This is a genomic window from Pseudomonas putida (assembly GCF_028682175.1).
In the GTDB taxonomy this organism is placed as follows: domain Bacteria; phylum Pseudomonadota; class Gammaproteobacteria; order Pseudomonadales; family Pseudomonadaceae; genus Aquipseudomonas; species Aquipseudomonas putida_AD.
The window spans coordinates 1-12,244 of record NZ_JANHKS010000086.1; the positions used below are offsets into that span (position 1 = coordinate 1).

A 12,244-nucleotide genomic window follows, 5' to 3' on the forward strand; every position below is an offset into this window, starting at 1 on the left:
CGCAACTGAATGTCACGCCACCGAGGATTCCAGGAAATCCTGGGCGAAGCGTTGCAACACGCCGCCCGCTTCGTAGATCGAGACCTCTTCACCCGTATCCAGACGGCAGGTGACCGGCACTTCCAGGCGCTCGCCGTTGCTGCGATGGATCACCAGGGTCAGCGTTGCACGGGGCGTGCGCTCACCGATCACGTCGAAGGTTTCAGTGCCATCGATGCCCAGCGTGGTGCGGTCGGTGCCCGGCTTGAACTCCAGCGGCAACACGCCCATGCCCACCAGGTTGGTGCGGTGAATCCGCTCGAAACCTTCGGCAACGATCGCCTCGACGCCTGCCAGACGCACGCCCTTGGCCGCCCAGTCCCGGGACGAGCCCTGCCCGTAGTCGGCGCCAGCCACGATAATCAGCGGCTGCTTGCGCTCCATGTAGGTCTCGATGGCTTCCCACATGCGGGTGACCTTGCCTTCCGGCTCGATCCGCGCCAGCGAACCCTGTTTGACCTTGCCGTTCTCCTGCACCATCTCGTTGAACAGTTTCGGGTTGGCAAAGGTCGCGCGCTGGGCGGTCAGGTGATCGCCGCGGTGGGTGGCGTAAGAGTTGAAGTCCTCTTCGGGCAGGCCCATCTTCGCCAGGTACTCACCCGCCGCGCTGTCGAGCATGATCGCGTTGGACGGCGACAGGTGATCGGTGGTGATGTTGTCCGGCAGGACCGCCAGCGGGCGCATGCCCTTGAGGGTACGTTCGCCGGCCAGGGCACCTTCCCAGTACGGTGGGCGACGGATGTAGGTGCTCATCGGACGCCATTCGTACAGCGGCTCGACCTTGGGACCGGTGTCCTCATGGATAGCGAACATCGGAATGTAGACCTGACGGAATTGCTCGGGCTTGACCGACGCCTTGACCACCGCGTCGATTTCCTCGTCGCTGGGCCAGATGTCTTTGAGGCGGATTTCTTCGCCATTGGCGCTGATACCCAGCACATCTTTCTCGATATCGAAGCGAATGGTTCCGGCGATGGCGTAGGCCACCACCAGCGGCGGCGAGGCGAGAAACGCCTGCTTGGCGTAGGGATGGATGCGTCCGTCGAAGTTGCGGTTGCCCGACAGCACGGCCGTGGCGTAAAGATCGCGGTCGATGATTTCCTGCTGGATCACCGGGTCCAGCGCACCGGACATGCCGTTGCAGGTGGTGCAGGCAAACGCCACGACGCCAAAGCCCAATTGCTCAAGCTCGGAAGTCAGCCCCGCTTCGTCCAGGTACAGCGCCACGGTTTTCGAGCCCGGCGCCAGCGAGGACTTGACCCACGGCTTGCGGGTCAGTCCCAGCTTGTTGGCATTGCGCGCCAGCAGCCCCGCCGCGATGACGTTGCGCGGGTTGCTGGTGTTGGTGCAACTGGTGATGGCCGCAATGATCACCGCGCCATCCGGCATCTCGCCGGGGGTCTCCTGCCAGGCACCGGCGATGCCTTTGCTCGCCAGGTCCGCCGTGGCCACTCGGGCATGGGGGTTCGAAGGCCCGGCCATGTTGCGCACGACGCTGGACAGGTCAAAGCTCAGCACCCGCTCGTATTCGGCTGTGGCCAGGCTGTCGCCCCACAGGCCGGTGTGTCTGGCGAAGGTTTCCACCAGCTTGACCTGCTGGTCGTCGCGCCCGGTCAGGGTCAGGTAGTCGATGGTCTGCTGGTCGATGGCGAACATCGCAGCGGTGGCGCCGTATTCCGGGGCCATGTTGGAGATGGTCGCGCGGTCGCCCAGGGTCAATGCACGGGCACCTTCACCGTAGAACTCAAGGTACGCGCCTACAACCTTCTGCTTGCGCAGGTATTCGGTCAGCGCGAGCACCACGTCGGTGGCGGTGATGCCAGGCTGCGGGCGACCTGTCAGCTCGACGCCGATGATGTCCGGCAGGCGCATCCACGAGGCGCGGCCCAGCATCACGTTTTCGGCTTCCAGCCCGCCGACGCCAATGGCGATCACGCCCAGCGCATCGACGTGAGGGGTGTGGCTGTCGGTGCCGACCAGGGTGTCCGGGAAGGCCACGCCATTGAGGGTCTGGATCACCGGCGACATCCGCTCCAGATTGATCTGGTGCATGATGCCGTTGCCCGGCGGGATCACTTCGACGTTCTTGAACGCCTGCTTGGTCCAGTTGATGAAGTGGAAACGGTCTTCGTTGCGGCGATCTTCGATGGCGCGGTTCTTGGCGAACGCATCGGGGTCGTAGCCACCACATTCGACGGCCAGCGAGTGGTCGACGATCAGTTGCACCGGCACCACCGGATTGACCTGCGCCGGGTCGCCGCCCATGTCGGCAATCGCATCACGCAGGCCCGCCAGGTCGACCAGTGCGGTCTGGCCGAGGATGTCGTGACACACCACGCGCGCTGGAAACCAGGGAAAGTCGAGGTCGCGCTTGCGCTCGATCAATTGCGTGAGTGAAGCCTTGAGCGTTGCCGGGTCGCAGCGACGCACCAGGTTTTCTGCCAGCACCCGGGAGGTGTACGGCAGGGTGGCGTAGGCGCCCGGCTTGATCGAATCGACAGCCTCACGGGCGTCGAAAAAGTCGAGCGAGGTGCCGGGCAGCTGCTTGCGATATTCAGTGTTCATTGTCAGGACTCGGTCACGGTGTGTTTCAAAGGGCAGGTCCGCCCCTGAGTCCGGACTCCAACCACCCCTGTAGGAGTGAGCTTGCTCGCGATGGCGTTCGTTCAGTCACCGTACATGTGTCAGACAAATCGCTATCGCGAGCAAGCTCACTCCTACAGGGATCCGTGGTGCATCCAGATCCCGGTGCAGGCCTCCCACCACTCAGCGTTGTTCGATTGGCACGAACTTGCGCTGTTCGACGCCGATGTACTCGGCGCTCGGGCGGATGATGCGGTTGCTGGCGCGCTGTTCGAACACGTGGGACGCCCAGCCGGTCAGGCGCGAGCAGACGAAGATCGGCGTGAACAGCTTGGTCGGGATGCCCATGAAGTGGTACGCCGAGGCATGGTAGAAGTCGGCGTTGGGGAACAGCTTCTTCTGCTCCCACATGGTCTTGTCGATGGCCTCGGAGACCGGGAACAGCACCTTGTCGCCTACTTCGTCCGCGAGTTTTTTCGACCAGCCCTTGATGACCTCGTTGCGCGGGTCGTTGTCTTTGTAGATCGCGTGGCCGAAGCCCATGATCTTGTCCTTGCGCGCCAGCATCTCCAGGGTGCCCTTGACCGCATCGTCGGCCGAGGAGAATTTCTGGATCATTTCCATGGCCGCTTCGTTGGCGCCGCCGTGCAACGGACCACGCAGGGTGCCGATGGCAGCGGTGATGCACGAGAACAGGTCCGACAGCGTCGAGGCGCAGACCCGGGCGGTGAAGGTCGAGGCGTTGAATTCGTGCTCTGCATAGAGAATCAGCGACACGTCCATCACCTTGCGGTGCAGTTCGCTCGGGGTCTTGTCCAGCAGCAGCTTGAGGAAGTGCCCGCCAATCGAGGTTTCGTCGGTCACGCAATCAATGCGCTTGCCCTCGTGGCTGAAGCGATACCAGTAGCACATGATCGCCGGGAATGCGGCCAGCAGGCGGTCGGTGGAATCGCGCTGTTGCTCGAAGCTGGCTTCGGGCTCCAGGTTGCCGAGCATCGAACAGCCCGTGCGCATAACGTCCATCGGGTGGGCGTCGGCAGGAATGCGCTCCAGCACTTCTTTCAGGGCTTGCGGCAGATCACGCAGGCCCTCGAGCTTTTTCAGGTAAGTGTCCAGTTGAGCCTGGGTCGGCAGTTCGCCGTACAACAGCAGGTAGGCCACTTCTTCGAAACGCGCATCGGCAGCCAGCTCACGCACGTCATAGCCACGGTAGGTCAAGCCGGCACCGGCCTGGCCCACGGTCGACAGCGCGGTCTGTCCGGCGACCTGCCCACGCAGGCCCGCGCCACTCAATACTTTTCCTTCAGCCATTGCTCTCTCCAAATCTTGTCGTTTTAAGGGAATCGGCAATTCAATGTTTTCGCGACCACCGTCCCGTAGCAGCACGGCTTGCCGGCGGGAGCGGCCTCACGTACGTCACCGCCGGCAAGCCGTGCTGCTACGAACGGAGCGCCTCTCAGCCCTTCTTCTGCGCAAACAGCGCGTCCAGTTTCTGTTCGAAAGCGTGGTAATCGATGCGTTCATACAACTCCATGCGGGTCTGCATGGTGTCGACCACGTTCTTCTGCGTACCGTCGCGACGGATCGCGGTGTAGACATTCTCCGCCGCCTTGTTCATTGCGCGGAACGCCGACAGCGGGTACAGCACCAGCGACACATCGGCCGAAGCCAGCTCGTCAGTGGTGAACAAAGGCGTGGAGCCGAATTCAGTGATGTTGGCCAGGATCGGCGCCTTGACCCTTGAGGCGAACAGCTTGTACATCTCAAGTTCGGTAATGGCTTCCGGGAACACCATGTCGGCTCCCGCCTCGATGCACGCCGCCGCGCGGTCCAGTGCCGACTCCAGGCCTTCCACCGCCAGCGCATCGGTGCGCGCCATGATCACGAAGCTGTCATCGGTGCGCGCATCCACCGCTGCCTTGATGCGATCGACCATCTCCTGCTGCGACACGATTTCCTTGCCCGGACGATGGCCGCAGCGCTTGGCGCCCACCTGATCCTCGATGTGCATGGCCGCCGCGCCGAACTTGATCATCGACTTCACGGTGCGCGCGACGTTGAACGCCGAGGCGCCGAACCCGGTGTCCACATCCACCAGCAGTGGCAGGTCACACACGTCAGTGATGCGGCGCACGTCGGTCAGCACGTCATCAAGGCCAGTGATGCCCAGGTCCGGAACGCCCAGGGAGCCCGCCGCCACCCCGCCACCAGACAGGTAAATGGCCTTGAAGCCCGCACGTTGGGCCAGCAGCGCGTGGTTGGCATTGATGGCCCCGACCACTTGCAACGGATGCTCGCTCGCGACGGCGTCACGGAAGCGTTGGCCGGGAGTCGTTCTTGAAGTCATTGTTCACCTCGGGCAGTAGCAGCTTGATGATCCTGCGCTTGATAGCGCTGTTCGATATTGCGTTTGGATGCGCCGATGTGCCGGCGCATCAACAGTTCAGCCAGCTCGCCATCGCGCTCGGCGATGGCGTCGAGAATCCTGTGGTGTTCGCTGAAGGCCTGGCGTGGCCGGTTGGGCGTGGTGGAAAACTGGATGCGGTACATGCGCACCAGTTGATACAGCTCGCCGCAGAGCATCTGGGTCAGGGTGCTGTTGCGCGCGCCCTGGATGATTCGGTAATGGAAGTCGAAGTCGCCTTCCTGCTGGTAATAACCGACGCCGGCCTGAAAGGCCGAATCGCGCTCGTGGGTTTCCAGCACGTTACGCAGTTCCTGGATTTCCTCGACCGTCATGCGCTCGGCGGCCAGACGGCAGGCCATGCCCTCGAGGGATTCACGAATCTCGTAGAGTTCCACCAGCTCCGCATGGCTGAGCGAAACCACCCGCGCACCGACGTGAGGCACACGAACCAGCAGGCGCTGGCCCTCCAGGCGGTGGATGGCTTCGCGCAGCGGACCCCGGCTGATGCCATAGGTGCGCGCCAGTTCCGGCTCGGAAATCTTGCTGCCGGGGGCAATATCACCCCGGACGATGGCCGCCTGAATACGCCGAAAGACGTTCTCGGACAGGGTTTCCGAATCGACCTGAGCAAGGGTGGCAGAATCCGTCGAATCCAACATTGTCGACACCTTTAAAAGCAATGAGGCCAAATCTAGTCATTTACCCTGTTTGCGTCAAAGACAATTTAGAGACTGTCGACAATCGTCTAATAACCACCCCTTCTGAAAACGTCGGCATGCACACGCCCGGCAAAGCCCTTTGCTGGCGCCATAAAACCTTCATGCTAGAATGCCGACCGCATTTACCCGCCGTTACAGACGTTCCAGGCTGGTCGCGGCCTACGCCTTTTCAACCCCTTTGCATTCCTTCACCGCGCCAGGACCTATGAGCCGCAATCCTCTACTCTTTCTGCTGTGCCTTCTGTCAGGCGTTCTGTTCAGCGACCTGTGCCTGGCCGCCGGCAAGACCGTCTACGGGCTGAACGAATACGCAGAGCTCGCCGGCATCGACCTGCAAGTGGCCGCCAAACTGGACACCGGCGCCAAGACCGCCTCGCTCAGCGCCCGTGACATCAAGCGTTTCAAGCGCGATGGCGAATCCTGGGTGCGCTTCTACCTGGCCATCGACGACGCCCACGAACACCCCATCGAGCGGCCGCTGGCGCGGGTCAGCAAGATCAAGCGCAGGGCCGGCGATCTGGATCCGGACGATGAAAAGAAGTACACCTCGCGGCCCGTCATCAGCCTGGATGTGTGCATGGGTGCAGCTTCTCGCACCATAGAAGTGAACTTGACCGACCGAAGTGCATTCCAATACCCGCTTTTGATTGGCTCCGAAGCGCTCAAGCGCTTCGATGCGCTGGTCGATCCAAGCCTTAAATATGCTGCAGGCAAACCGGCCTGCATCACCGATGCTCAAACCGCAGAGTAACTACATGCGCTCTCTAACCCTCCATCTGAAGATCCTGATCGCGACCCTGGTCACCCTGGGCATCGCGATCACGGCCTATCAGATACTGGCGCTCGGCATCCCGGTGACCGAAGACGAAACGGACGACCTGTGGAACATCGACGCCAAGGTCGAGTTCGTCGCCAACCCCAAGGATTCGGTCAAGGTGCAGATGTACGTACCGCCGCTCTCGCGCGACTACATCAGCCTCAATGAAAGCTTCATCTCCAACAATTACGGGGTCAACGTCAACCGTGCCGACGGCAACCGCAAGGTCACCTGGTCCGCCCGCCGCGCCACTGGCAACCAGACCCTCTACTACCGCCTAGTGCTGACCAAGCGCTACAGCGGCGAAAAAGCCAAGGTCAAGGGGCCGATCTTCCGTGACAGCATCGCCGTCGAAGGCCCGGAGAAAATCGCCGCCGACGCCCTGCTCGCGCCGATCCGCCAGCACTCGGCGGACGTCGAGACGTTCGTCAGCGAAGCCATCAAGCGTGTCAACAACCTGTCCGATGACAACGTCAAGCTGCTGCTGGCCGGCGATCCGTCGGTGCAGAACAAGGCGCGGGTCACGGAAATCCTGCTGTCCATCGCCCACGTGCCGGTGGAGAAAGTGCACACCATTCGCTTAGTGGCCGACCAGCCGCAGACCCCGGAACTCTGGCTGCGCAGCTTCAACGGCAAGGACTGGCTGTATTTCAACCCGGAAACCGGCGAGGCGGGCCTGCCCCAGGACAGGCTGCTGTGGTGGATCGGTGACGACAACCTGATCACCGTCGAGGGCGGCAAGAAGGCCATGGTCAGCTTCACCCTGAACAACAGCGAGATGAACGCCATCCGCCTGGCCAAGCTGACCGACGAAAGCACCGACGCCGACTTCCTCGAATACTCGCTCTACGGCCTGCCGCTGCAGACCCAGCAGACCTTCATGATCATGGTGATGATCCCCATCGGCGTGCTGGTGATCCTGATCCTGCGTAACCTGATCGGCCTGCAGACCCTGGGCACCTTCACCCCGGTGCTGATCGCCCTGGCCTTCCGCGAGACGCAACTGGGCTTCGGCATCGTGCTGTTCACCATCATCACGGCACTGGGGCTGTCGCTGCGTTCCTACCTTGAGCACCTCAAGCTGCAAATGTTGCCGCGCCTTTCGGTGGTGCTGACCTTCGTGGTGGTGCTGATCGCCGCCATCAGCCTGTTCAGCCACAAACTGGGGCTGGAGCGCGGGCTGTCGGTGGCGCTGTTCCCGATGGTGATCCTGACCATGACCATCGAACGTCTGTCGATCACCTGGGAAGAGCGCGGCGGCAGCCATGCCATGAAAGTCGCGGTCGGCACCCTGTTCGCCGCCTCCTTGGCGCACATCATCATGAGCGTGCCGGAGTTCATCTATTTCGTGTTCACTTTCCCGGCGATCCTGCTGATCCTGGTGGGCTTCATGCTGGCGATGGGACGTTATCGCGGCTACCGCCTGACCGAGCTGATCCGTTTCAAGGCCTTCATCAAGGAAGACGCCGAACGGGAAAACGTCAAATGATCGGTTGGTGGAAGACCTGGAAGGCGCTGGAAGCCAAGGGCATCATGGGTATCAACCGGCGTAACGCCGACTACGTGCTCAAGTACAACAAGCGCAGCCTGTACCCCATCGTCGATGACAAGATCATCACCAAGGAACGGGCCATCGCCGCCGGCATTCACGTGCCGGAAATGTACGGGATCATTTCCACCGAAAAAGAAATCGAAAAGCTCGACGAGATCATCGGCGGGCGCAACGACTTCGTCATCAAGCCGGCCCAGGGCGCGGGCGGCGACGGCATCCTGGTGGTCGCCGACCGCTTCGAAGGCCGTTACCGCACGGTGTCCGGGCGCATCATCAGCCATGAGGAGATCGAGCATCAGATCTCCAGCATCCTCACCGGCCTGTATTCCCTGGGCGGCCACCGGGATCGTGCGCTGATCGAATACCGGGTCACGCCGGACCAGATCTTCAAGAGCATCAGTTACGAAGGCGTGCCTGACATCCGCATCATCGTGTTGATGGGTTATCCGGTCATGGCCATGCTGCGCCTGCCGACCCGCCAGTCCGGCGGCAAGGCGAACCTGCACCAGGGCGCCATCGGCGTGGGCGTCGACCTGGCCACGGGCCTGACCCTGCGTGGTACTTGGCTGAACAACATCATCAGCAAACACCCCGACACCACCAATGCCGTGGACGGCGTGCAACTGCCCAACTGGGACGGTTTCATGAAGCTGGCCGCCGAATGCTACGAGCTGTGCGGCCTGGGCTACATCGGCGTGGACATGGTGCTGGATCAGGAGCGCGGCCCGCTGATCCTCGAACTCAACGCCCGCCCCGGCCTGAACATCCAGATCGCCAACGACTGCGGCCTGACCCACCGCACCACGGCGGTAGAGCAACGCCTGGAAGAACTGGCCGCCGAGGGACGCCACGACAGCCCACAAGAGAGGGTCAGGTTCGTGCAAGAGCTGTTCGGCCACGTTTAACACTCTCCACATTCCCCGTAGCAGCACGGCTTGCCGGCGGGAGCGGTGAATCAGTCACAGGTGTGCCGTCTGACACGACGCCCCCGCCGGCAAGCCGTGCTGCTACGGTCGGCGTGGATATGCCGAATTCCGACACCCCTCTAGGAGCCAGCCCCCCGGAGGACTACAATCGCCGTCCGCGCGCCACGACTGTCTTTTCCTGCCATGCCAATCTGTTCCGTTTACCCGCTCGCCTACCACGCTGACCCGACCGGGTATTTCTCCCTCGTTCGCCACGCCCCCGGCGCCGTACTGCTGGACAGCGGCCGCCCCGAGGCGGATCGAGGCCGGTTCGACATCCTCAGTGCCTGGCCGCTGGAAACCCTGGCGCCTGCGACCGACGAAACCGGCACTGCATTCCTCCAGCGCCTGCGCGACAGCCTCGCCCGACTGGGCGATGCACAACTTCCCGAACACAGCCCCCTGCCCTTTGCCGGCGGCCTGATCGGTTATCTTGCGTACGACTTCGGACGCTTGCTGGAGCCGCTTCCTGCACAGGCAGCGGATGACCTGCACCTGCCAACGGCACGCCTGGGCCTTTACGGCTGGGCAATGGTCAGCGATCACCAGTTGCGCAGCAGCCAACTGGTGTTCCATCCGGCGCTGGCCGACGACGAGCGCCAGCGCCTGATCGAACTGTTCGCGCAGCCACTGCCCACGTCAGACGATGCCAGCTTCCACCTGAGCGCCCCCTTCGCAACCGACATCGATGCCCGGCAGTATCAACAGGCCATCGAACGCATTCACGCCTACATCCAGGCCGGTGACTGCTATCAGGTCAACTTCGCCCAGCGTTTTCGCGCCCAATACCGTGGCGATCCGTGGGCGGCGTATCAGGCCCTGCGCGTCGCCTGCCCGACGCCGTTCGCCGGTTACCTGAGCCTGGCCGACGGCGATGCGATCCTGAGCCTGTCGCCGGAGCGCTTCGTCAAAGTCAGCCAGCGCCAGGTCGAGACCCGGCCAATCAAAGGCACCCGCCCGCGCGGGACCACACCAGCCGAGGATGCCGCCTATGCCGAGGAACTGCTGGCCAGCCCGAAAGACCGTGCGGAAAACCTGATGATCGTTGACCTGTTGCGCAATGACCTGGGCCGTTCCTGCCGCACAGGATCGGTCAGGGTGCCGCAACTGTTCGGCCTGGAAAGCTACCCCAACGTGCACCATCTGGTCAGCGTGGTGACCGGCGAGCTGGCCGCCGACAAGGACGCGCTGGACCTGCTGGGCGGCTCCTTCCCCGGGGGCTCGATCACCGGCGCGCCGAAGATCCGCTCGATGCAGATCATCGACGAACTCGAACCCAGCCGTCGCTCGCTGTACTGCGGCTCGCTGCTGTACCTGGACGTGCGCGGCGAGATGGACAGCTCCATCGCCATCCGCAGCCTGCTGGCCCAGGACGGGCAGATTTCCTGCTGGGGCGGCGGCGGGATCGTCGCCGATTCCCAGTGGGAAGCCGAGTACCAGGAAACCTTCACCAAAGTGCGGGTGCTGATGCAGACGCTTGAGGGGTTGTAGCAGCACGGCTTGCCGGCGGGGGCGGTGTGGCTGTGACGACAATTTCGCCTGACACACCGCCCCGCCGGCAAGCCGTGCTGCTACGGACAGCGTCCAGTTACAACTTCAACACCCGATTCGACGCCTTGATAAACTCGCGCTTGAGCTCATCGAACGTGTGCACTGCCGGAAACTGGGGAAACTCGCAAATCACGTTGTCCGGCGCATGGAACAGAATCCCTGCATCGGCTTCGCCCAGCATGCTGGTGTCGTTGTAGGAATCCCCGGCGGCGATCACGCGGTAGTAGAGGCTCTTGAAGGCCAGCACCGACTGGCGCTTGGGGTCCTTCTGGCGCAGCTGGTAATCGGTCACCCTGCCGGCCTCATCCGTCACCAGCCGATGACACAGCAGGGTCGGGAAGCCCAACTGGCGCATCAAGGGCTGCGAAAACTCGTAGAAGGTGTCGGAGAGGATCACCACCTGAAAGCGTTCACGCAGCCAGTTGACGAACTCCACGGCGCCATCGAGGGGCTGGAGGGTCGCGATCACTTCCTGGATGTCGGCGAGCTTGAGCCCGTGCTCGTCGAGAATACGCAGCCGCTGCTTCATCAACACATCGTAATCAGGGATGTCGCGGGTGGTAGCACGCAACGACTTGATGCCGGTTTTCTCGGCGAACGCGATCCAGATTTCCGGAACCAGCACCCCTTCGAGGTCAAGACAGGCAATTTCCACAGTTCACTCCTTGTGCGCCTCATGGAGGCAATGGGTCGGCAAGCTGCACTCTAACCAGCCTGCACCGCCCTGCGCAAACGCAGGTTTTGCGGCAATCGGCTGAAGGTTTTTGTTACCATCTGCGCCATTACGAGCGCCTAAGCGCCACTCTTGATTAGGAAGCCGCCTGATGAGTCATCCTTTCAATGTCGAGGAAATCGCCTCGGCCTACGCCAACAAGTCCCCCCAGGACATCCTCAAGTTCGCCTTCGAGCAGTTTGGCGACGAATTGTGGATTTCCTTCAGTGGCGCCGAAGACGTGGTGCTGGTCGACATGGCGTGGAAGATCAACAAGAACGTCAAGGTGTTCAGCCTGGACACAGGCCGCCTGCACCCGGAAACCTATCGCTTCATCGATCAGGTGCGCGAGCAGTACAAGATCGACATCGACATCGTGTCGCCGGACCGCGAGAAGCTTGAGCCTTTCGTCAAGGAAAAGGGCCTGTTCAGCTTCTACAAGGATGGCCACGGCGAATGCTGCGGCGTGCGCAAGATCGAGCCGCTGCGACGCAAGCTCAAGGACGTGAAAGCCTGGGCCACCGGCCAGCGCCGCGACCAGAGCCCGGGCACCCGCAACAACGTGGCGGTGGCCGAGATCGACGGCGCGTTCTCCACGCCCGAGCGCACGCTGTACAAGTTCAACCCGCTGGCGCAGATGAGCAGCGCCGAGGTGTGGAACTACATACGCATGCTGGAGCTGCCGTACAACAGCCTGCACGAGCGCGGCTTCATCAGCATCGGCTGCGAACCCTGCACCCGCCCGGTGCTGCCAAACCAGCACGAACGCGAAGGCCGCTGGTGGTGGGAAGAAGCCACGCAGAAGGAATGCGGCCTGCATGCCGGGAATTTAATCTCAAAAGCGTAACCCTCACCCGTAGCAGCACGGCTTGCCGGCGGGGGGCGGCCTCAAGATCGCC

General features: G+C 62.4%; 10 protein-coding genes. 5 read left to right on the forward strand and 5 right to left on the reverse strand.

What is annotated here, in order from left to right; all coding sequences use genetic code 11:
- Positions 1-12 precede the first annotated feature (12 nt).
- From acnD to NPS29_RS28090, 4 genes are all read right to left on the reverse strand, one after another.
- A complete protein-coding gene (gene acnD, locus NPS29_RS28075; protein WP_274136727.1) occupies positions 13-2,604 on the reverse strand; it encodes a Fe/S-dependent 2-methylisocitrate dehydratase AcnD in 2,592 nt (863 codons plus the stop codon).
- 201 nt (positions 2,605-2,805) lie between these two features.
- Positions 2,806-3,933 (reverse strand): bifunctional 2-methylcitrate synthase/citrate synthase, encoded by a 1,128-nt coding sequence (gene prpC / locus NPS29_RS28080; protein ID WP_274136728.1) that lies wholly within the window; start codon positions 3,931-3,933, stop codon positions 2,806-2,808.
- A 145-nt stretch (positions 3,934-4,078) separates the two neighbouring features.
- Positions 4,079-4,969: a methylisocitrate lyase gene (gene prpB, locus NPS29_RS28085; RefSeq protein WP_274136729.1), complete on the reverse strand. Its 891-nt coding sequence runs from the start codon at positions 4,967-4,969 to the stop codon at positions 4,079-4,081.
- Positions 4,966-5,688 (reverse strand): GntR family transcriptional regulator, encoded by a 723-nt coding sequence (locus tag NPS29_RS28090; protein WP_274136730.1) that lies wholly within the window; start codon positions 5,686-5,688, stop codon positions 4,966-4,968. Before NPS29_RS28090 ends, prpB begins: the two co-directional genes overlap by 4 nt.
- Before the next feature lie 265 nt (positions 5,689-5,953).
- Here NPS29_RS28090 and NPS29_RS28095 point away from each other — a divergent pair, with 265 nt between their 5' ends.
- The 4 genes from NPS29_RS28095 (at position 5,954) to pabB (ending at position 10,573) form a co-directional block, all read left to right on the forward strand.
- A complete protein-coding gene (locus NPS29_RS28095) occupies positions 5,954-6,499 on the forward strand; it encodes an ATP-dependent zinc protease family protein (protein WP_274136731.1) in 546 nt (181 codons plus the stop codon).
- A 4-nt stretch (positions 6,500-6,503) separates the two neighbouring features.
- Positions 6,504-8,054, forward strand: coding sequence for an inactive transglutaminase family protein (locus NPS29_RS28100; protein WP_274136732.1), 1,551 nt, complete (start codon positions 6,504-6,506; stop codon positions 8,052-8,054).
- Complete coding sequence (locus NPS29_RS28105; protein WP_274136737.1) at positions 8,054-9,022, forward strand: alpha-L-glutamate ligase-like protein; 969 nt, start codon at positions 8,054-8,056, stop codon at positions 9,020-9,022. Before NPS29_RS28100 ends, NPS29_RS28105 begins: the two co-directional genes overlap by 1 nt.
- Before the next feature lie 204 nt (positions 9,023-9,226).
- Positions 9,227-10,573, forward strand: coding sequence for an aminodeoxychorismate synthase component I (pabB, locus tag NPS29_RS28110; RefSeq protein ID WP_274136733.1), 1,347 nt, complete (start codon positions 9,227-9,229; stop codon positions 10,571-10,573).
- 97 nt (positions 10,574-10,670) lie between these two features.
- On the opposite strand, the gene thrH is transcribed toward pabB, so the two are convergent.
- Positions 10,671-11,288 carry a bifunctional phosphoserine phosphatase/homoserine phosphotransferase ThrH gene (gene thrH, locus NPS29_RS28115; protein ID WP_274136734.1) on the reverse strand — a complete coding sequence of 206 codons (618 nt, stop codon included), beginning with the start codon at positions 11,286-11,288 and terminating at the stop codon, positions 10,671-10,673.
- Positions 11,289-11,457: 169 nt separating this feature from the next.
- On the opposite strand from thrH, the gene NPS29_RS28120 reads away from it, so the two are divergent.
- Complete coding sequence (locus tag NPS29_RS28120; protein WP_274136735.1) at positions 11,458-12,192, forward strand: phosphoadenylyl-sulfate reductase; 735 nt, start codon at positions 11,458-11,460, stop codon at positions 12,190-12,192.
- The last annotated feature ends 52 nt before the right edge of the window (positions 12,193-12,244 follow it).